The organism is Bacteroides sp. AF34-31BH (assembly GCF_003602795.1).
Lineage (GTDB): Bacteria > Bacteroidota > Bacteroidia > Bacteroidales > Bacteroidaceae > Bacteroides > Bacteroides uniformis.
This window is the reverse complement of the sequence record NZ_QTLV01000001.1, coordinates 452,105-472,873: the sequence shown is the minus strand read 5'-3', so window position 1 is coordinate 472,873 and position 20,769 is coordinate 452,105. Positions and strand designations below refer to the sequence as shown.

Sequence of the window (20,769 nt, the reverse complement as noted above, 5' to 3'; positions counted from 1 at the left end):
AAATTTTGATGGTTGGTAATTGACAATCAGGATATGCCGCGTGAACGGCGTTTCTTCTTTTTCTTGCGTTGCAGTCTGCGGGCGAGTGCCTCCTCCTGCGGGTCCGGTCCGTTGATGTCGGGACTGAATATTCCGAAAGCCTGCTCGATGGCGCTTTCCATGTTGTCGGAAAGGCTCTCCCGTGTGGAGGCATATTGTCCGGTGGATTCCGGCTCCGGAAATTCCTGCGGCCTGTTAAAAAGCTGTTCGAAGGCGTTGGCGGAAAACTCCTTGCCCAGACGGGAACCGTTATATACCTCACGGTTCCTGTGGCCTATGAAGGTCACGCCGTAGATACGGCCTTCCTCGTTTTCCCTGAACACCACGTCAATGCCCTTTTCCCCGAGCAGCCGGATGAAATCTTCCCGGTTTCCTCGGCAGCCGTGCATGGCCAGCGTGACGGCATCATGGATTTTCGGCTGCCACTTCCGGTTTCTGAAATCTCGGACATTGACGGCAATCCTTTTTTCTATCCCTTCGTAACCGAAGCGCTTGCCGATGAGCGAAGACTTTATGGGCGTGCATACCGGCCTGCCTGCATCGTCCGTCAGGGTATATACGATGCCGTTGTAGGGTGAACCTTCAAATTCTCCCCGAACCTGTTTGGCCTCGATGTTGAAACATGAGAGCATGGCACTGAACTCCCCGAATGTCTGGAAGCGGTAGGCGGTGAACACGCTTTTGAGGATATTGCCGACCTGACGCTTTACGTCCCCGTCCCGGTAGTCCGCCTTCTTGAGATACGGTTCCAGCAGTTCGTTCCGCTTGTCAGCCACAGGCTTGAGTCCGAATCTGTTTTCCAGTTCCCGGCAGGCTTTCATCGAACGGTTCCATTCGTATGCGTCACTGATTTTCTCGCCGTTCTCCTTCACGCAGGTGGAGACAATATGGACATGCCTGCGGTCGATGTCCTCGTGCAGATAGACGATGTAGGGCTGGTCGCCGTAGCCCATCTTCTGCATGTACTCGCGTGCCAGTTCCGCGAACTGCCCGTCCGTGAGGCGGTCGTCCACCGATGGGTTCAGAGAGATATGCAGTACCGGCTTCTCCGTGTTCCTGTTGGCGGCGAGGTAGCTCTCGAAAGCCCACAGTGTCTGCTGCATGACGTTGTGAGGATTTCCGGTGAGGTCGGTAATCATGCGGTTGCCCGCGATGATACGGGCGGTTGCCTCGTCCACTTTACGCTGGTTGTAGATGACCGCCCCGTAGAGCGATACACCCCTGTTGATCTTAGCCACCATTCTGCTGTTCCTCCTTCTTTCTCTTTATAAGGTATTCTTCCTCGAACTCCCGGGTAAGCATGATAACCCGCTTGCTCAGCACCACCAGATCGATGGTGGCCTTTTCCAGATTGCGGAGCAGGGCGAACGCCCGTTTCTCGCCGAAATTGGACTTGACGGCTTTCACAGTCTGGTTGTAGTTGTTGCCGATGGCCTGGAACTGGTGGTAGAAATTGGTCAGTCTGATGTAGTAGTCCATCGCCGCCTTGTCGATTCTGACCACCTTCATTTCGTGTCCGAAAATCATTGCCTTGATGAACTTGGAATGCTGTTTCAATCCCGATTTCTGGAACCGGATTTCAAAGTGCCCGTTCTCTTCCGAGTTCAGCCGTACTACATAGCGGTGTACCGCCGGGTCTGTTTTCGGCTTCCGTCCCGCACCTTTTCTTGTCTTTCTTTTACTGTTTTCTTCCATACGCATTGAGATTTTCTGTTCTGTTTCTTCCGTCATGGATTTCCGACTTTGGAGGAAATCCCTCCCGAGCCTTCAGGCGAACGGCAAGTTTGTTTTGAGTGCCCGAATTTATTTCGGGTGCCTCAAAACACAACTTGCTATGTTCGCTTGAACATGAATTTGCCTGAAGTCAAATTGAGTTTTGACCTTCAGCCTCATTCTTCGGCTTCGGGATAACTCCATCCGGCATCCATTCCGTTGTCGGTGGCAAAGTTACGGCGGTATATCTATCTGTAAAACAGTTGATTATATGTAACAAGATGTCATACGGTGACAAGGGTCGTCACCTCACCCGAAACATAGTGCCGGTATGAAAATTTTCCTTTTTATTTGCGGCATGAACGACAGAATATGTGCAGTAAAGAGTATGTGAAGGACCTGCTGACTGACTGTCTGAATGAGAGAATGTATGACTGGAATGATGCACGAATGGAGTACTGCACACAGGCAGTAAGGAATGTCTGACAGACAGACTTGTGATGTGCAGTAATGACCGTCGGACTGAATGGATCAGATACCGTATTACGGCATATATCCAGTCATTCCTTACTTACCGGAATACTGAATCCGATTAATGTTTAACTATAAAAAAGAAAGAAAAATGAAAAAAGACACAGTTTTAGTTGCCGTTTGCAACCAGAAAGGCGGAGTGGGAAAATCAACCATGACGATTATGCTTGCCGGGTATTATCATTACCTGAAAGGACTGAATGTAGCTGTCATCGACTGTGATTATCCGCAGTACAGCCTGGTACGTATGAAGGAAAGGGACATGCGCATAGTCGAAAACAGTGATTATTTCAAACAACTGCTGAAATCCCAGTACGAACGTATCCGGAAGAAAGCCTATACGATTGTCGGCTCAAAAGCGGAAAATGCCCGTGATGCAGCGGAGAAACTTATGAATAATGGGAATTACGATTTGATTATCGTGGACTTGCCCGGAACAGTGAATTCTTCCGGCGTAATCAACACCATCGTGAACATGGACTATGTGATAACCCCGATTATTCCTGACCGTATTGTAATGCAAAGCAGTCTTTCGTTCTCAACTATCGTATGGGACTATGCCAAGACAAGCAAGGAAGCTCCTTTGCGAGAATTCCTCTTTTTCTGGACCCGTAAAGATGCCCGCGCTTCCACGGAAGTTTTCGACGCTTACAACATCATCATGCAAAAATTGGAATTTACGGTATTGGATACCATCATCCCGGAAACCAACCGCTACAACAAGGAACTATCCTTGACAACCCGAAACTTCTTTCGTTGTACCTTGTTTCCTCCTCCGGCCAAATCGTTGAAGGGTAGCGGGCTGACAGAATTGGCGGAAGAACTATTGATCAAATTCAAAAAATAAATACTATGGCAAAAAAACAAGTAACCGTGAACGAAGAGATGATCAGAGGCATTATGGCCGGGGATATACCCAATTATGGGAAAGACATATCCGTGGATGATGTAATAACCACTGATGAATCCGATGGGAATGAGTGCGAAGCGGACAATCCGGGACCTGTAACTGTTGAGAAAAGTACAGGCAAACCAAAAAAACGAAAGGACGTCACGGATTCGTACCGCAAAGAGTTCCTTTCGGGAGGAAATGTCCTGCAAAGGCAGCAGGCTTATATCGGTATCGACAATTATCGGCTTATACAGAAGTTTTTATCGGTTGTAGCCCCCAAAATCAGTATGTCGAAATTCATTGACAATGTACTGACCGCTCATTTCGAGCAATATAAGGAGGAAATAGACGGCCTCTATTACAATCAAATCAATAACGAACCTTTATATAAGAAATAATTATGGACGCAATTATCATTTATATGCTGATTATTAATGCAGTATTGCTTGTGTTTAATCTCACATGGCTAATCGCTAATTTTATAAGCGGTAGAAAGAACAAGAAAGTTTCACCCAATAATAACATTGACAATGACATGAAAAAAGAACAGCTTGAACAAAAGGAAAGTCCTATTGAATATTCACCAATAGATTCCATGACATTTGAAGAAGTGTATGAAAAGATATCGGAACAGACTAAAGCCGATTATATTGAAAAGTTCCTGATTTGCCATCCTGCATCGAATCGTATTCAGGTATATGCAAACAGAAGTGACATCGAATGGATAAAACGGATACTCCCTGTCATTGCCCCTAAAGCAACTGTCTCAGGCTTTATAAGCAATATAATCGCAGACCATTTGCAGAAGTACGAAAAGGAAATCATGGAAATGTATAACGAGAACACCTCTAAATTTTTAGATTATGGAAATTGATATATTTTTTATAGTCAAAGTATTGTGCGCCATCTTCATATTATACAGATTGTGGATATTCATCTTCAGTCAGCAAATGTATGACACTTGGGAGAAAGTGTACCGTATGATGCGTATAGCCCGTATCAAGTTATGGAAATATCGTAAAGAATATCGGATATACAGGGAAAAGAAAGCTGAAAAAGCCAGGAAAAAGGCAAGGCGTAAGAAAAATGTGCCGGAAACAAAAGTGGTACAGGAGAAGCCTATAACTGTAGAACGGCCTTCTCAGGTTGACGGTAATGACGTGATTGGCAAGACCAGAATCGTCTATCTGGAAGACCCTGATGTGGCAAGAAAAAAGCCAACACATTCCGAACCATTGGTTAGGGAACCTATAGAAGAAGATGAAGAAATCAATCCCGAGGATGTGGTACAGGAAAACAAAGGGTTGACCAAGGAGGAAAAGGAAGAACTTATGGCTCCGGTGGGTGCGGAACCTGATCCTGATTTCAACACGGCAATGACATTCGAGGAAATGAATAATGTGGTGGAAGTGTTGACTTCCGCTACCCGTGATGAACAGAAGGCTTTTCGTGCGAGCATGACAATTTATCACAAGTTATCCGGTACGGAAATATTGAATCTTCTTGAAAACGAAATCGGATGCCAGCATAAAATCGGGCATCTGCTCAACGAATATCTGGATGAAGCCGGAAAACCGCTTTTAAGACGAAGGGGTACTCCGAAGAAAAAAGAAGTTTTCGATATAGGTAAATTCGTTTAATTGTTTCTTTTGTTGCCATATTTTTGGGGGCATGTCGATGTGATATCGGCGTGCCTTCTTCATTTTCAGAAAACAACGTCGGATAAAATACAAATAGTCATATCCTTATCATAATGGCAAGATTCGTACCTTTGCAAAAAATGAATGATTATGGCAGTAACAAAAGCAATATTGGAAAAATGGATGGCTGCCCAGAAGCGTCACCGTCTGTCGGACAGGCATGTGCAGATGGCACGTGAACTTGGTCTGAATCCTGACAAACTCGGGAAGATTGACAACCACAGACAGGAGCTGTGGAAAGCTCCGCTTCCACAGTTCATAGAGAATATCTACTTCAAGAGGTTCAAGCGCGATCAGCCTGAAACTGTCAGGCCGCTGAAACAGATTCTGAAGGAAATGGAATTCAAAAAGAAGCTGCAAAAAGAGAAAAAGGAGGAACAGAGGAAACAGCGTGTCTTCTCTTCCGATTCAGCAGCAGAGTAAACTGCGTTCACATGACATGAAGCGAAGTCTGAAAGCCGCCCGGTTTTCAGACTTCGCTTTTTTGATTCTGACAAGTTGCAGCGTTCTCATTTTTTCATGGAGAGTGCCCGTTTTTATATTCTCCTTTTTTCAATCGGCTGCCAAAAAATCTTTTTCATATCGCTTGGAAATCCCTTTCCGATGTAACGTAATGACACCCGATGTCACGCATCGTCAATGTTGTAAATCAATGAGTTAAGCATTATATATTCGTGGTCGAAATCATTTTTTGTCTCACCAATTAAAAGTTTCGACACATGAAAAAAAGATTCTTTTTTGCAGCCATGATGCTGCTTGCAACGACAGGGGCTTTCGCCCAGGGTAATGGTATCAGCGGTATCACTGAAGCCACCAACATGGTCACTTCCTATTTCGATCCGGGAACCAAACTGATTTATGCCATCGGAGCCGTGGTCGGCCTTATCGGAGGCGTGAAGGTCTATTCCAAGTTTTCCTCGGGAGATCCCGACACCTCCAAGACGGCAGCCAGCTGGTTCGGCGCCTGTATCTTTTTAATCGTAGCCGCCACAATCTTACGCTCATTCTTCCTCTGATTATGGCGGAGTATCCTATCAACAAGGGAATCGGCCGCAGCCCTGAGTTCAAGGGGCTGAAAAGCCAGTACCTGTTCATCTTCGCCGGCGGACTGCTCGCCCTGTTCGTCCTGTTTGTCATCATGTACATGGCAGGCATCGACCAGTGGGTATGTATCGGTTTCGGTGTCATCTGCGCCTCGGTGCTTGTCTGGGTGACTTTCCGCCTGAACACGAAATACGGTGAATGGGGACTGATGAAATTGCAGGCGCTGCGCCGCCATCCCCGCTACATCATCAGCCGGAAGGGTTTTCTCCGGTTGATTTGTCCAACCCCGAAAAAACGAAATGTATGAGAAATGTAATGAAAGCCGCCACACTGGAAAGCCGGTTTCCGCTGATGGCCGTCGAGCACGGGTGTATCATCAGCAAGGATGCCGACATTACCGTGGCCTACAGGGTGGAGCTTCCGGAAGTGTTCACGCTGACACGCGCCGAGTACGAGGCCCTCCATTCCACATGGGCGAAGGCAGTGCGGGTTCTGCCTAACTACAGCATCGTCCACAAGCAGGACATCTTCATCGAGGAGAGCTACAGACCTGATATCTGCCGTGACGACCTGAGTTTCCTCAGCCGCAGTTTTGAAAGGCATTTCAACGAACGGCCGTACCTGAACCATACCTGCTATCTGTTCCTGACCAAGACCACGAAGGAACACAGCCGCACGACCAGCAGCTTCAATGCCCTCACGCGCGGGTTTATCATCCCCAAGGAGATGCAGGACAAGGATACCGTCGCACGCTTCCTGGAATGCTGCGGGCAGTTCGAGCGTATCGTGAACGACAGCGGCCTGGTTCGCATGGTCAGGCTGACGGACGAAGAGATTACCGGTACGGAAACCTCCGCGGGCATTATCGAAAAGTATTTTTCGCTTTCGCAGGAAAATACGACCAGCCTGCAGGACATCACTCTCGGAGCCGGGGAAATGAAGGTCGGCGACAATGTTCTCTGCCTGCATACCCTTTCTGAAACTGAGGATTTGCCGTCATCCGTGGGTACGGACAGCCGTTATGAACGGCTGTCCACGGACCGCAGCGACTGCCGCCTCTCCTTTGCCGCACCGATAGGGATACTGCTCACGTGCAACCATATCGTGAACCAGTATCTCTTCATAGACGATTCGGCGGAGAACCTGAGGAAGTTCGAGCAGACCACCCGCAATATGCATTCGCTGTCCCGTTACAGCCGTTCCAACCAGATCAACCGTGAATGGATTGAGGAGTATCTGAACGAGGCGCACAGCAAGGGGCTCACTTCCATCCGTGCGCATTGCAATGTCTTTGCATGGAGTGACGACCGGGAGAAGTTGAAGCGTATCAAGAATGATGTGGGCAGCCAGATTGCCCTGATGGAGGCCAAGCCCCGCCACAACACGGTCGATGTGCCGACACTCTTCTGGGCGGCCATTCCCGGCAATGCCGGCGATTTTCCGTCTGAGGAAAGTTTCTACACCTTCATCGAGCAGGCCCTGTGCCTGTTTATCGGGGAAACGTCCTACAAGGATTCGCTTTCTCCGTTTGGCATCCGCATGGTGGACCGTCTGACCGGAAAGCCTGTCCATCTGGACATTTCCGACCTGCCGATGAAGAACGGTACGATTACCAACCGCAACAAGTTCATCCTCGGACCTTCGGGCAGCGGAAAGTCATTTTTCACCAACCACATGGTGCGCCAGTATTACGAACAGGGAGCGCATGTGCTGCTGGTGGACACGGGAAATTCCTATCAGGGACTGTGCAGCCTTATCCATGCCCGAACGCATGGCGAGGACGGCATCTATTTCACTTATGAGGAGAGCGATCCGATAGCCTTCAATCCTTTCTACGTGGAGGACGGTACTTTTGATATCGAGAAGAAGGAGTCCATCAAGACGCTTATCCTTACCCTGTGGAAACGTGACGACGAGCCGCCGACACGTGCCGAAGAGGTGGCGCTCTCCAACGCGGTCAATCTCTTTCTGGAGAAGATCCGCACGGACAGTACCGTGGTTCCGTCCTTCAACACCTTCTATGAGTTCATCCGAGACGAATTTCAGGAAATCCTGAAGACCAAGCGTACACGGGAGAAGGATTTTGACGTGTGGGGATTCCTGAATGTGCTGGAACCTTATTACAAGGGTGGCGAGTATGACTTCCTGTTGAATTCCGACAGACAGCTTGATTTGCTTGGCAAACGGTTTATTGTCTTCGAGCTGGACAATATCCGTGACAACAAGGTGCTGCTTCCGATTGTCACCATCATCATCATGGAAACCTTCATCAGCAAGATGCGAAAGCTGAAAGGTATCCGAAAGATGATACTCATTGAGGAATGTTGGAAGGCATTGGCATCCGCCAATATGAGCAACTATATCCGCTACCTTTTCAAGACCGTCCGAAAGTTTTTCGGAGAGGCTGTTGTCGTTACCCAGGAGGTGGAAGACATCATCTCTTCACCCATCGTCAAGGGAACCATCATCAACAACAGCGACTGCAAGATTCTGTTGGACCAGAGGAAGTATGTCAACAAGTTCGATGAAATCCAGTCCCTGCTGGGGCTGACCGACAAGGAACGTGCCCAGATTCTCTCCATCAACATGGCCAACAGCCCGTCCCGCAAGTACAAGGAAGTGTGGATAGGTCTTGGCGGAACACAGTCGGCGGTCTATGCCACAGAGGTCTCGCCGGAAGAGTACTGCACCTACACGACCGAGGAGACGGAAAAGCTGGAACTGATGCGGCTTACCCGGAAGCTGGGTGGCAATATCGAGCTGGCAATCAAGCAGCTGGCCGAGAGCAAGAGGAAAAAGTGAAATCATTTATCAACCCATTAAACTTCTGAATCTATGTATAGCGATCTGGAATCTAATGAAAGCAAACGCCGTGAGGTCGTGTCATCCCTCTACTGGTCCCTGATGCAGGGCTGGAATATTCCTCTTTCCATACAGGAGTATTACGGACTCACGGAGGATTACCGTCTGTTCCATCAGCTTGAAGGGATGGCTCCTGACGAATACCTGCGGAAGAGGCAGACGGGGGAAGTACCCGACATTCTGGAGGTGGATGCAAGACTGACACACGCGGTGGAGAAGATTTTTGAAAGTGTGTGTCCCCGTCCTCCGGCTGAATACCTTGACAAGCTGAACGGGGAACTGGAGAGGCTGGGCAGTATTGCCGCCTCGCCGGGTTCCGTACATGACCCGATACATATCCGCCCGGATTTTCTTGTGAAATACGGCATTGACAGGAGCAGTCCGGAGGATGTGATACGGAAACAGGCGGAGAAGGCTTACCGGGAACTGGATGCCCGATTTGTCAGGATGACCGGCAGACGTCCCTATGCGGACGAGTTCTTCAGGAATATCAGGCCTGCCCGCACGGTCTCTTCGAAAACAACACTGCGGAGAAAACCGCACATCAACGTCCGTCCTAAGCCGAAAGGCCGCAAGATGGGACTCTGAACTAACGGAAAAGATTTATTAACCATTAAAGATTAACGACATGAAGAAAAGAATTCTGACAGCCTTATGCTGTATCTGCCTCCTTTCGGCAGGCAGGGCACACGCCCAATGGGTAGTGACCGATCCCGGGAATCTTGCCCAGGGCATCATCAATGCCGCCAAGAACATCGTCCACACGTCTTCGACGGCTGGCAACATGCTCAACAATTTTCAGGAGACGGTCAAGATTTACAAGCAGGGCAAGGAGTATTATGACGGCCTTAGGAAGGTGAAGAATCTGGTACGCGATGCCCGCAAGGTGCAGCAGACCATCCTGATGGTCGGCGACATCACGGAAATCTATGTGACCAGTTATGAGCGTATGCTCAGTGACCCTTATTTCACCCCTGAGGAACTGAGTGCCATCGCCCTCGGCTACACGAAGCTGCTGGAGGAGAGTGCCAATCTGCTGACGGACCTGAAGACGGTGGTCAACGAGAACGGCCTTTCGATGAACGACAAGGAACGTATGGACATCATCGACCGCTGTTATACCGACATGCTGCAATACCGCAGTCTGGTGCAGTACTATACCAACAAGAACATCGGCGTGTCGTACCTGCGTGCCAAGAAACAGAATGATCTTGACCGTGTGATGGCTCTGTACGGTTCACCCAACGAACGCTACTGGTAATTTCAGGGAGGATTGCTTATGGTATTGTTGGCTGTGAATTTTGACAATCTGCACCAGATCCTGCAAAGTCTGTACACGGACATGATGCCGCTCTGTTCGCAGATGACCGGCGTGGCCAAGGGCCTTGCCGGATTGGGAGCCCTCTTTTATGTGGCGTATCGTGTCTGGCAGTCACTGGCCAGGGCCGAACCTATTGACGTGTTCCCTTTGCTGCGTCCGTTTGCTCTGGGTATCTGCATCATGTTTTTTCCGACCATCGTGCTGGGTACGCTCAACAGCATTTTGTCACCCGTCGTGACCGGAACGCACAGGATTCTGGAGACGCAAACCTTTGACATGAATGAGTATCGGCAGCAGAAGGACAAGCTGGAGATTGAGGCGATGCGGAGGAATCCCGAGACGGCCTACCTGGTGGACAAGGAGGCTTTTGACAACAAACTGGATGAACTGGGAGCTCTGGACGCTATCGAGGCTTGCGGTATGTATGTGGACCGTGCCATGTACAACATGAAGAAGTCCGTGCAGAATTTTTTCCGTGAGCTGCTGGAACTGATGTTCAATGCGGCAGCGCTTGTGGTGGACACGCTAAGGACATTCTTCCTGATTGTCCTTTCCATTCTCGGACCGATTTCCTTTGCCATTTCGTGCTGGGACGGCTTTCAGGCCTCGCTGAGCCAATGGTTTGTCCGCTATATCAGCATCTATCTGTGGCTGCCCGTCTCTGATCTTTTCAGCAGCGTGCTGGCACGCATACAGACCCTGATGCTTCAGAGGGACATCGAGCAGCTGTCCGACCCCAACTTCATTCCGGACAGTTCCAATGCCGTGTACATCACGTTCCTGATTATCGGCATCATCGGGTATTTCACGATTCCGACCGTAGCCAACTGGATTGTTCAGGCCGGTGGAGGTGCGGGAAATTACGGCAAGAACGTGAATCAGGCTGCTTCCAAGACGGGCTCCATTGTGGGCGGTGCCGCAGGAGCTACTGTAGGAAATGTGGCCGGAAGACTAATCAAGTAACAATCATAAAACGAATAAGAATGGAATTCAAATCATTGAAAAATATCGAGACCAGCTTCCGGCATCTGCGCCTGTTCGGAATAGTCTATCTGGGTGTCTGCACCCTGCTTGTGGGCTATTCCGTGTGGAAGGCATACAGTTTTGCCGAAGCCCAGCGCCAGAAGATCTATGTGCTGGATGAGGGGAAGTCGCTCATGCTCGCCCTCTCGCAGAACCTGGAGCAGAACCGTCCCGTAGAGGCAAGGGAACATGTCAGACGTTTCCATGAGCTGTTCTTCACGCTGGCCCCTGATAAGAGTGCCATCGAGGGGAACGTACAGCGTGCCATGTTCCTGAGTGACCGTTCCGCCTATTCCCATTACGGGGATCTGGCCGAACAGGGTTATTACAATAGAATAATTTCGGGCAATGTCAGCCAGCGTATCGAGATAGACAGCGTGAAATGCGACTTCAACACCTATCCGTATGATGTCATGACATACGCACGCCTTTTCATCATCCGTGAGAAGAGCGTGACGGAACGCAGCCTTGTCACGCATGGCAGGTTGCGGAATTCCACCCGCAGTGACAACAATCCGCACGGGTTCATCCTGGAAGGGTTCCATGTGCTGGAGAACAGGGATATCAGAATGTATGACAGATAAAACAATGTATGTATGAGAAAAATGTATGTAAAGTTCAAGGAATGTATCGGGGGCAGGCTGCGCGGCCTGTGTGACAGGCTTACACCCCGTCAGAGGGCTATTGTCGTCATCGTGATGGCTTCCCTTTTCGCACTGGTGAATTTCTACATGATTTTCCGTGCGATTTATGACATCGGACGGGAGGATGCCCGGCAGGAAATCATCAGGATAACCCCGCTTGAGGTTCCCGACTTTGTGCCGGCGGATACCCTTTCCGACATGAAAATCCGTGAGATGGAAGAGTTTTTTAACCAGTTCAACAGGTAAGGTTATGAGTACGGATGCAGAAAAATTAAAACAGAAGCAGAAAATCAGGAAATATCTGGTTTTCATCGGCATGTTCCTCCTGTTCCTCGGGTGCATGTGGCTGATTTTCGCCCCGTCTGAGAAAGAGAGGCAGGAGGCGGAAAGGAAGACGGGCTTCAATGCCGAACTTCCCGACCCGAGGGGTACGGGTATCGAGGCGGACAAGATGGCTGCCTATGAGCAGGCGGACCTGATTCGCCGACAGGAGGAGAAGAAGCGTACGCTGGCCGACTTCTCCGCCCTGGCCGATGGACACAGACAGGAGAATGTCCCGGAAACAGAACCGGCTCAGGAGATTGGAAGTGAAAATGAAAGCCGTGTGTACCGTTCCGTAGGAAACGGCAGGACGGGAGCCTTCGCCTCTTCCGCCTCGGCCTACAACGACATCAACGCCACGCTCGGCAGCTTTTACGAGAGTCCGGAGGAAGACCCGGAGAAAGAGGCGCTGAAAGCAGAGGTGGAACAGCTCCGCCAGGCTGCCGCAACGCAGACGGCCGGACCGAGCTACGAGGAGCAGGTGGCCCTGCTGGAGAAGTCCTATGAGCTTGCCGCCAAATATATGCCTTCGGGCGGCAGCACGGGAACAGCGGAGAGTCAGGAGACGGAAAGCCCCTCAAGGGAGAGGAAGGCGAAAGCCGTTCCCGTCGGGCTGGTTTCCTCTCCGGTCGTGTCGTCCCTTCCTCATCCTCTTGCCGATTCGGTGCAGTTCGCGAGACTGCTTTCCGGTGCGGATATCGGCTTCCATACGGCTGTGGGCAGTGCCGGGACACAGATGGCGAGGAATACCATACGGGCCTGCGTGCATGGCGACCAGACCGTTATCAGCGGACAAAGCGTGCGTCTCAGGCTGCTGGAGGCCATGCGTGTGGGAAGATATGTGCTTCCCCGCAATACCTTGCTGACCGGTGAGGGACGTATCCAGGGCGAGCGGCTTGGCATTGAAATCCTGCAGGTCGAATATGACGGCAATGTCATTCCCGTGGAACTGACCGTGCTGGACAGTGACGGACAGGCCGGGATATTCATTCCCGGTTCGACGGAAGCGAATGCGGTAAGGGAAGTGGCCGCCAACATGGGACAGAATCTCGGCACGACCATCTCCATCACCAACCAGTCGGCAGGCGACCAGCTTCTCTCCGAGCTTGGACGAGGGGCCATACAGGGCGTGTCGCAGTACATCTCCAAAAAGATGCGCGAGGAGAAGGTACACCTCAAATCAGGCTACGGACTGATGCTTTATCAGAACAACAATCAATAACCCATTAAAACAGTAAAGACATGAAAAAGATTCTTTTGATGCTTGCCCTCGCAGGCGGCATTGCAAGTGCACATGCACAGTCGGCTGATACCACGGCCGTAAATGATTTGACCCTGAAGGCGGATATCTATCCGCAGCAGGAGGACGGCGACCTCTATCACGGGCTGTCCAGAAAGCTCACCTTTGACCGGATGATTCCGCCTTACGGTCTGGAAGTGACGTATGACAAGACGACCCATATCATCTTTCCCTCGGCTGTCCGTTACGTGGATCTCGGTTCTCCGAATCTGATTGCGGGCAAGGCGGACGGTTCTGAGAATGTAATCAGGGTAAAGGCTACCAGAAAGAACTTCCGTGAGGAGACCAACATGTCGGTGATTACCGAAAGCGGAAGTTTCTACACCTTCAATGTGAAGTATGCCGATGAGCCTCTGCTGCTCAACATCGAGATGGCCGATTTTGTTCATGACGGCAGCGAGGTGAACCGCCCGAACAATGCCCTTGACATCTACCTGAAGGAACTCGGCAGCGAGTCGCCCAAGCTGGTACACCTTATATCCAAGGCCATCCACAAGGATAACAGACGTCATATCAAGCATATCGGGAGCAAGGCGTTCGGCATCCAGTACCTGCTGCGCGGGCTCTATACCCATAACGGGCTGCTCTATTTCCACACTCAGGTGAAGAACACGTCGAATGTGCCTTATGAGGTGGATTTCGTGACGTTCAAGATTGTGGACAAGAAGGTACTCAAGCGTACGGCTATCCAGGAGCAGGTGATATTTCCACTGCGTGCCTACAACTATGCCACGGCTGTCGCCGGAAAGAAGGATGAGCGTACTGTCTTTGTCTTTGACAAGTTCACTATTCCCGCCGACAAGATGCTGGTGGTGGAGATGCACGAGAAGAGCGGAGGCCGTCACCAGACCTTCACCGTGGAGAGTGAGGACATCGTGAGAGCGAGGGTGATCAATGAACTTAAAGTGAAATGACCATGAAGAAGTATTTGTTTCTTTTTGCTGTATGCGTATCGCTTGCCCTGTCATCGGGGCAGGCATACGCCCAGCGTTACCTTCCGGGAATGAAGGGCGTGGAACTCAGGGGAGGCTTTGCCGGAAACCTGAAATCACCGGTTGACTGGTACACGGGCTTTGCCGTTTCGGGATATACGAAAAAGGCCAACCATTGGGTGGCTGGCGTGGAATACCTGCTGAAGAACTACGGCTATCGCGGGACTTCCGTCCCACGGGCCCAGTTTACTGCCGAGGGCGGCTATTATTTGAAGTTCCTGTCCGACCCGGCGAAGATATTCTTCCTTTCTGTAGGCGGTTCTGCCCTGGTGGGATATGAAACGTTGAACTGGGGAGAAAAGGTTCTGTATGACGGTTCCATGCTTTCCTACCGTGATGCATTTGTCTATGGCGGAGCCCTGACGCTGGAGCTGGAAAGCTATGTGACTGACCGTATCGTGCTGCTTGCCCATGTGCACGAACGTGCGCTATGGGGCAGTTCTCTGGGAAAGTTCACGACACAGTTCGGGCTTGGAGTCCGTTTCATCATCAATTAGACGCCTATGGATATAGAGATGATAAGAGGCATTCCCATTGAGGAATTCCTGTCCCGTCTGGGACATGAGCCCGTCAGAAGGCACGGCGACGAATGCTGGTATCTCTCCCCGTGCCGTGAGGAAAGGACACCTTCGTTCCATGTGAATACCCGTAAGGGTGTATGGCATGACTTCGGTACCGGACATGGAGGCGACATCTTCACCCTTGCGGGGGAGCTTTCAGGAAGTGACGGCTTCATGGCACAGGCGAGGTTCATCGCCGGAGTATATGGAGGAACTATACCTGAATATGTCGGACAGAAAAGAGAAAAGGAAAGTGTCAGGACAGAAATGCGCAAGGAGCCTTCCCGCTTCGAGGAGGTGGTTTGCGGTCCCTTGCGGTGTAATGCACTGCTTGGCTATCTGAAGGGACGCGGTATTCCAGAGGAAATCGCCCGTGCGGAGTGCGAGGAAATACGGTTCCGTCTGTACGGCAAGCGGTATTTCGCTGTCGGTTTCAGGAATATGGGCGGAGGCTATGAGCTGCGGACCAGATTCATGAAATGGTGTCTGCCGCCCAAGGACATTTCCCTCATCCGTAACGGCTCGCTTACCTGTAACCTTTTTGAGGGCTTTATCGACTTTCTTTCATGGAAGGTACTCGGTATCAGCCGCGGTGAGGATTATCTGGTCTTCAATTCGGTCTCCCTGCTTGAACGCTCGTTCCCTTATCTGGACAATTACGGGAAGATCCGGTGCTACCTGGACAATGACGATGCCGGAAGAAGGACGCTGGCCGTTCTCCGGAAACGCTACGGTGACAGGATTGACGACTGTTCCGACCTGTATGCCGGATGCAAGGACCTGAACGAATACCTGGAAAGTAATTTTCCGCCTGAACAGTAATTTTTTTATAAACCGTTAAAACAAGAAATGAATATGAAACCTAATATGAACAGAAAAGGGCTGTATGTCCTTGTATGCGCCCTGATGGGCCTGACCTTCGGTATGCTGACCTCGTGCAGCGATGACCTTGACGTGCAGCAGTCCTATCCCTTTACGGTGGAGACGATGCCGGTTCCCACACGTATTGTGAAGGGTGAAACCGTTGAAATCCGCTGTGAACTGAAACGTGAAGGACGGTTCTCTGATGCCCGATATACCATCCGTTATTTCCAGCCGGACGGTGAAGGCAAGCTGCGCATGGACGACGGGATGGTGTTGCTGCCCAACGACCGTTATCCCCTGGACAGGGAGGTGTTCCGCCTTTATTACACCTCGGAGTGTGAGGACCAGCAGAGTATCGACATCTATTTTGAGGACAACAGCGAGCCGGCACAGCTTTTTCAGCTGACCTTCGATTTCAACAATGAGACGGAGGACGAGGATACTGTGGTTACTTCCGGCGGCAAGGAACAGCCTGTCGTCATCGTATCACAATGAACCTGACCTGCCTATGGGAATAAGAGCAAAATTGTTTGCGGCATTTTTCGCCATAGCCTGCTTCGGGAGCATACCGTTGCGGGCGGAGAATCCGGTAAGGGAGAAACAGGATAGGTTCAGCCTTGCGGTTGAGTGCATTAAGCGGTTCGAGGGCTGGCATGGAGAAAAAAGACACTGGCCTTATGTCGGGTACGGGCATAAGGTCCTTCCCGGGGAAAGGCTGACCAATGACATTACAAAAGAACAGGGTGATTCAATCCTGAGAGCGGATTTACGCAAGCTGTGCCGTATGTTCAGTTATCTGGGACGTGATTCGCTGATTGCCGCTGTTTTGAGCTACAATGTGGGGGCATACCGTCTGAAAGGTTACGGCAAAATGCCCAAAAGCAAATTGTTGAAGAAGCTGGAGGCAGGTGACAGGAATATCTATAAGGAGTATGTTTCCTTCCGGTGTTACAAAGGCAAGGTAGTGCCGAGCATTGAACGGAGAAGGAAGGTGGAATATATGCTGCTCTTCGAGGAATAAAAAAACGAGGAAGAATCTTTCAGTCTTTTGACTGTCAGTTTCTTCCTCGTCTGTTGTTCTACTTTCCGGTTATCGTTTCCGTCATAGGGTTCTGCCGGTGCATTTCCCAGTTCATGATTGCCGATTTTTTGCTTGAATTTGCATAGCAGTATTCGCAGAGATGGGGGCAGGTATTGTATTCCCCGATATCCTTGGCTGCCATACATCCGCATGAGGCACGTTGCCCCGGATCCTTTTTGTGATTGCTGACGAAGTATTTGTTCCCAGGTAGAAGCACAGCACCGTAAGGAAGGTCATTCATGTCGAAAAAGGCTGGAGACGGCATTTCCTGTATGGTGACTCCCAATGCAGACATCAGTTCCTTGTCTTTCCATGCCAGACGTGCTATCAGGTCACCGTCGATGCAGCGGTTACGGGATATCCTGTATTTACCAAAATCCAGATTTTCGCCGCAGGTAGCCAGCTCCAGATTCCATCCTCTGTTACGGTTCAGTACCGTCAGTTTTCCGGCAAGTTCCTTCATTTTTTCTTTATTCCATTCATGATACGGGATTCCGCTGTCTGTCATGTTGGCCTTGACCTTTCTGTACGAGTCTATGTCTGCAAAACTGAAAACCAGCTTTTCCGTACAATTGTGTATCTCCGTTCCCACACGTTCGATCTTTTCAATCAGAGTATCCACGGATATGTTGTCTGTGAGTATCAGCGGATCGAATCGCCATATTACGGCTTCTTTACCCAATATATCGGAAAGAGTCCTGAATGTTTCAATACGTTCTGTCAGCGGAGGGACACCGGTTTCCAGTCCGTCTTCCTCATAATCATTCAAAGTGAACTGGATATAGCAACCGATACCTCTTTCTTTCAGGATCGGCAGATAAGGAAGAAGAGGTTTGGGATTTTTCGACCAAAACACTATGAATCTTGTATTTTGGTAAGAGATATAGCTCTTTTTTCCGTTGAACGGGTTGTTCCACACGGAATAGCCGGTTTCGAGCCGATGGAAGAACCAGTCCGCATAGAATGCCGGGATGTCCGTGCTGCGGCTTGCCGATATGATGTCGGGAGCCGGAACTTCCATTTTTTGACCGTCTATGATGATATTTGCTTTTTTCCAAGTCATATTGTTAAGATTATAAAGACAGGCGTCGGTTATGAACGCCTGTCCGGGTTGTTGATATGTCATTGGTTTGTTTCTATGCAAAAATAATATGAATATTTCATTCTGTAGCTGTTCAGCCTACCAGAACGGCATCCTGTATCTCCACCTCTGAGGGCAGACGGGAAAGCAGGAGTTCCGCCATTGCTCCGTTCTGCGGAATCAGTGCCGGGAAATCCGTTCTGCCCGGCTTATATATCTCAGTCGCTACATTATACAAGTCCCAAGCGGTAACCTGTCCCTTTTCGCGGACCAGTTTCAGCACCTCTTCCGTGAAGATGGAAATCTGGCTCTGGTTAAGCGGGTAGGTTTCCACGGAGGATGACAGGTTCCTGTCCGAACTGTCATGGGAGACACGCAACGCTGTCAGCAGTCCGATATACATATATACTTCCTCCAGTGAGACGATTCTGCGTTTCAGTCGCTGAATCCTTGCGATGTCCTCGTTCATGTTCACCTCGAAGTTTGCCAGCCATCCGTCCACCGTCTCGAATACCCCTTCCGTTGTCACCTTGTTCTTCCCGTAATTGCAGATGCTCCTTTCCGGCGAGAGGATACACTGGTTATGGCATACTTTCACGCACGGGCCTATGGCAGCCTGTATGCCGTCCTGATGATAGGCGACGACCAGCGTTGTTGTCAGCTCGTCCGTTTCCCAGTCCTTGATCCGGATGGTAGCGAAGATGCGTCGGAGTATGTGGGCTTCCACTGCTTTTTCACCAAGTGTCTGTTCCACCTGCGGGAGAATGCTTACTCCCGGCTGTGTCTTGTTCCTGTTCTGTGCCGCGAAGATTTCTTCCACCTCGTAATCGAGGTTGTACTTCTCGCAAATGTCCATCATACGCTGCAGGACCTGGTAGTGATAGATGCCCTGGACAGGCTTGCCGTAGATGTCATTCTCCTTGTAGGTACGTTGGAGAGTCTCGAAGTTCATTACTTCGATTCCGTTGTTCTGAAAATCAAACTGCTGTTGTTTTTCCAATACTGCCATTGCTTCCATAATCTTGAATTTTATAAAGTTAATACTATGATTGTCTGTTTTTAGGTATGTATCTGCCATCCGTGGAACGGTTCAAGTGTCACGGCAAAGGATTGGTCGGGTATTCCGTGATAGAGCAGACCGCCCACGATGCCGATGCTTCCGTCGGGATAGCGTTGCGTGAAGCCGAACGAGTACGGAGCATGGTCATAATAGAGCGAGATTTCGCTTGGATGGTCTGGATTCTCCTCCCATTTTTTCAGTCTGTCCAGACAATTCTGGAGTGATGTGTCACCGATGGATTCGGCGTAACGCTTTACATTCTGGAAATGTTCTTCATTCAGGATTTTCATGACTCATTGTATTTTATCTGTTAAACACGTCCGGCTCCGAGAGCCGGTATTTTTTATTTTTCACCTGCCTGACTGTCCCGTGACCGTACCCGCAAGGTTTGGCGAAAGAAAATACCGCAGCCATCGGCGAGGATGATTTTCTTTCAGCCAACCCCATAGGGGCCTGACCTTGTCCGGATACGTTGGACACGGGACTACCTTTGCAGGGAGGAAAATAAAATATACAGGTTGTGTGTCGTTGTATTTTCTTGCAGGTATGTCGGTGAGAAACCCATTGATTTGTTCGTCTTTGACAAAGGAATGGTGTACTTTTGCAAATCCTAATTTGAAAAATCATGGAAGATTATATAAAGAAAGCTGCGGATGCTTTCCTTGTGGAGCGTCCGTATGGTATGCGCGTGGATTACAGTAAGCGGGGATACGTGCTGTTCAACCGTAATCTCAATGTGTTGGGCAATGGGGAACATGCCCGTCTGGAGGAACTGCCTCTGGAGGATTTTGATGTGGACGAGATTCCCCTGGAAGGTGAAATCATAAAGGAACATGCGGGTTTTACCGATGTGTTTTTCTATTCGGACTGTACCAATCCCTATGCAGGGTATGTGCTGGATCTGAAGAAGCTCAAGGTTTATAACCAGTTTATATATCCCTTGGCGATGGTACTGAACAGGAAGCTGTAAAATTCAGATAATAGCGGTAACAATTGCATAGGATGGCTGTTACCGCTTTGGATTTTATTTTCTGATTTCATTTCCGGCAAAAAATGCAAGATAGTCGGCTACAGCCTTATGGCATCCGCTGAAGTCGGGAGTACGGCGGCCTTTGTATTTCCGGAAACTGACGGTTCCGTTCCGGTCGATTGCTGCCACATGTCGGTTGAATGTCCCTTTGGTTCTGATATGGATGTCAAATCCGTCCCTTCCGGTGATTTCAAGAAACATTTCTGCCGTTATTTTCTCACCGCTCAGGAATTTCTGTTTGTTCTCGTCAAGCAACTGTTACCATCGGGTTTCTTTCTCCTTTCTTTCCAGTTCTTCTTTTCTTTTCCGTTCCAGTCGCTTTTCTTTTTGCCTTTTTGCATACGTCTCACGGGCCTGTACCAAAGGTGTCGGGTCAAGACCGAGTTCTTTGAATACATGGACAGACAAGAGTGGGATGATTTTTCCATCCTCTGCATCCTTCAGGGTGTTTTCAATCCAGTTTCTGCAATAGGTCGCTGCTTCTTCCCGGTGACCCTCCTTGTCAAGGATTCTGCGTGAATATTGTCCACAGGAAAAATGGATATCACCTATCTTGCAGATTACATGGAAACTGTCTTCACTTTCGTTTCCATATTCGTTTTTTCTTGCCAGCGAGATGAATACATTCTCCGCATACGGTTCAAGTTCCATGTATGGGGCAACGATGGTGTTGCCGTCAAACTTGTATTTCAATACTTTTGCTTTCATATT

General features: G+C 49.7%; 25 protein-coding genes and 1 pseudogene. 20 read left to right on the top strand and 6 right to left on the bottom strand.

Going from position 1 to position 20,769, the window contains the following annotated elements; all coding sequences use genetic code 11:
• Positions 1–26 precede the first annotated feature (26 nt).
• Together mobB and mobA are read right to left on the bottom strand one after the other, a co-directional pair.
• Complete coding sequence (mobB, locus tag DWZ67_RS02060) at positions 27–1,280, bottom strand: conjugal transfer protein MobB (protein WP_120138039.1); 1,254 nt, start codon at positions 1,278–1,280, stop codon at positions 27–29.
• Positions 1,270–1,740, bottom strand: coding sequence for a conjugal transfer protein MobA (mobA, locus tag DWZ67_RS02055; RefSeq protein ID WP_120138138.1), 471 nt, complete (start codon positions 1,738–1,740; stop codon positions 1,270–1,272). Before mobA ends, mobB begins: the two co-directional genes overlap by 11 nt.
• A 634-nt stretch (positions 1,741–2,374) precedes the next feature.
• Between mobA and DWZ67_RS02050 the strand changes: the two genes are divergently transcribed.
• The 19 genes from DWZ67_RS02050 (at position 2,375) to DWZ67_RS01960 (ending at position 16,827) form a co-directional block, all read left to right on the top strand.
• Entirely contained in the window at positions 2,375–3,130 is a 756-nt protein-coding gene (locus DWZ67_RS02050) for a ParA family protein (protein WP_120138038.1), read from the top strand.
• 5 nt (positions 3,131–3,135) lie between these two features.
• Entirely contained in the window at positions 3,136–3,573 is a 438-nt protein-coding gene (locus tag DWZ67_RS02045) for a DUF3408 domain-containing protein (RefSeq protein ID WP_005801797.1), read from the top strand.
• Between the two features lie 2 nt (positions 3,574–3,575).
• Positions 3,576–4,049 carry a DUF3408 domain-containing protein gene (locus DWZ67_RS02040; protein ID WP_120138037.1) on the top strand — a complete coding sequence of 158 codons (474 nt, stop codon included), beginning with the start codon at positions 3,576–3,578 and terminating at the stop codon, positions 4,047–4,049.
• The gene (locus DWZ67_RS02035) at positions 4,039–4,815 is read left to right on the top strand and encodes a DUF4122 family protein (protein WP_120138036.1); all 777 of its coding nucleotides are present in this window, start codon (positions 4,039–4,041) and stop codon (positions 4,813–4,815) included. The genes DWZ67_RS02040 and DWZ67_RS02035 overlap by 11 nt, the downstream gene beginning before the upstream one ends.
• Before the next feature lie 150 nt (positions 4,816–4,965).
• Positions 4,966–5,298 (top strand): hypothetical protein, encoded by a 333-nt coding sequence (locus tag DWZ67_RS02030; protein WP_120138137.1) that lies wholly within the window; start codon positions 4,966–4,968, stop codon positions 5,296–5,298.
• A 296-nt stretch (positions 5,299–5,594) separates the two neighbouring features.
• Positions 5,595–5,891 carry a DUF4134 domain-containing protein gene (locus DWZ67_RS02025; protein ID WP_072544864.1) on the top strand — a complete coding sequence of 99 codons (297 nt, stop codon included), beginning with the start codon at positions 5,595–5,597 and terminating at the stop codon, positions 5,889–5,891.
• Positions 5,892–5,893: 2 nt separating this feature from the next.
• Complete coding sequence (locus DWZ67_RS02020; protein WP_120138035.1) at positions 5,894–6,226, top strand: DUF4133 domain-containing protein; 333 nt, start codon at positions 5,894–5,896, stop codon at positions 6,224–6,226.
• Positions 6,223–8,721 (top strand): TraG family conjugative transposon ATPase, encoded by a 2,499-nt coding sequence (locus tag DWZ67_RS02015; protein ID WP_120138034.1) that lies wholly within the window; start codon positions 6,223–6,225, stop codon positions 8,719–8,721. The genes DWZ67_RS02020 and DWZ67_RS02015 overlap by 4 nt, the downstream gene beginning before the upstream one ends.
• A 33-nt stretch (positions 8,722–8,754) precedes the next feature.
• Positions 8,755–9,369 carry a hypothetical protein gene (locus DWZ67_RS02010; RefSeq protein ID WP_120138033.1) on the top strand — a complete coding sequence of 205 codons (615 nt, stop codon included), beginning with the start codon at positions 8,755–8,757 and terminating at the stop codon, positions 9,367–9,369.
• Positions 9,370–9,409: 40 nt separating this feature from the next.
• A complete protein-coding gene (locus DWZ67_RS02005) occupies positions 9,410–10,042 on the top strand; it encodes a DUF4141 domain-containing protein (RefSeq protein ID WP_055172651.1) in 633 nt (210 codons plus the stop codon).
• An 18-nt stretch (positions 10,043–10,060) separates the two neighbouring features.
• Positions 10,061–11,065, top strand: coding sequence for a conjugative transposon protein TraJ (gene traJ / locus DWZ67_RS02000; RefSeq protein WP_032944415.1), 1,005 nt, complete (start codon positions 10,061–10,063; stop codon positions 11,063–11,065).
• Positions 11,066–11,085: 20 nt separating this feature from the next.
• Positions 11,086–11,709: a conjugative transposon protein TraK gene (gene traK, locus DWZ67_RS01995; RefSeq protein WP_120138032.1), complete on the top strand. Its 624-nt coding sequence runs from the start codon at positions 11,086–11,088 to the stop codon at positions 11,707–11,709.
• Positions 11,710–11,721: 12 nt separating this feature from the next.
• Complete coding sequence (locus DWZ67_RS01990) at positions 11,722–12,015, top strand: TraL conjugative transposon family protein (protein ID WP_120138031.1); 294 nt, start codon at positions 11,722–11,724, stop codon at positions 12,013–12,015.
• Between the two features lie 4 nt (positions 12,016–12,019).
• Positions 12,020–13,312: a conjugative transposon protein TraM gene (traM, locus tag DWZ67_RS01985; protein ID WP_120138030.1), complete on the top strand. Its 1,293-nt coding sequence runs from the start codon at positions 12,020–12,022 to the stop codon at positions 13,310–13,312.
• Positions 13,313–13,332: 20 nt separating this feature from the next.
• Positions 13,333–14,304 (top strand): conjugative transposon protein TraN, encoded by a 972-nt coding sequence (traN, locus tag DWZ67_RS01980; RefSeq protein WP_120138029.1) that lies wholly within the window; start codon positions 13,333–13,335, stop codon positions 14,302–14,304.
• Between the two features lie 2 nt (positions 14,305–14,306).
• Positions 14,307–14,879: a conjugal transfer protein TraO gene (locus DWZ67_RS01975; RefSeq protein WP_120138136.1), complete on the top strand. Its 573-nt coding sequence runs from the start codon at positions 14,307–14,309 to the stop codon at positions 14,877–14,879.
• Positions 14,880–14,885: 6 nt separating this feature from the next.
• Positions 14,886–15,764, top strand: coding sequence for a toprim domain-containing protein (locus tag DWZ67_RS01970; RefSeq protein WP_120138028.1), 879 nt, complete (start codon positions 14,886–14,888; stop codon positions 15,762–15,764).
• A 45-nt stretch (positions 15,765–15,809) separates the two neighbouring features.
• Positions 15,810–16,301 (top strand): DUF3872 domain-containing protein, encoded by a 492-nt coding sequence (locus DWZ67_RS01965; RefSeq protein WP_165852452.1) that lies wholly within the window; start codon positions 15,810–15,812, stop codon positions 16,299–16,301.
• A 13-nt stretch (positions 16,302–16,314) separates the two neighbouring features.
• Complete coding sequence (locus DWZ67_RS01960) at positions 16,315–16,827, top strand: glycoside hydrolase family protein (protein ID WP_120138027.1); 513 nt, start codon at positions 16,315–16,317, stop codon at positions 16,825–16,827.
• A 58-nt stretch (positions 16,828–16,885) separates the two neighbouring features.
• On the opposite strand, the gene DWZ67_RS01955 is transcribed toward DWZ67_RS01960, so the two are convergent.
• The 3 genes from DWZ67_RS01955 to DWZ67_RS01945 all read right to left on the bottom strand — a co-directional run bounded on the left by DWZ67_RS01955 (position 16,886) and on the right by DWZ67_RS01945 (position 19,318).
• Positions 16,886–17,950 (bottom strand): DUF1848 domain-containing protein, encoded by a 1,065-nt coding sequence (locus DWZ67_RS01955; protein ID WP_120138134.1) that lies wholly within the window; start codon positions 17,948–17,950, stop codon positions 16,886–16,888.
• A gap of 112 nt (positions 17,951–18,062) precedes the next feature.
• Entirely contained in the window at positions 18,063–18,986 is a 924-nt protein-coding gene (locus tag DWZ67_RS01950) for a hypothetical protein (RefSeq protein WP_055172638.1), read from the bottom strand.
• Between the two features lie 41 nt (positions 18,987–19,027).
• On the bottom strand, positions 19,028–19,318 hold the full coding sequence (locus DWZ67_RS01945) for a DUF4120 family protein (protein ID WP_055172636.1): 291 nt from the start codon (positions 19,316–19,318) through the stop codon (positions 19,028–19,030).
• 335 nt (positions 19,319–19,653) lie between these two features.
• On the opposite strand from DWZ67_RS01945, the gene DWZ67_RS01935 reads away from it, so the two are divergent.
• Positions 19,654–19,998 (top strand): hypothetical protein, encoded by a 345-nt coding sequence (locus tag DWZ67_RS01935; protein ID WP_120138026.1) that lies wholly within the window; start codon positions 19,654–19,656, stop codon positions 19,996–19,998.
• 54 nt (positions 19,999–20,052) lie between these two features.
• Here DWZ67_RS01935 and DWZ67_RS01930 read toward each other — a convergent pair.
• Positions 20,053–20,766 (bottom strand): annotated as a pseudogene (locus DWZ67_RS01930) (hypothetical protein).
• Positions 20,767–20,769: the final 3 nt, after the last annotated feature.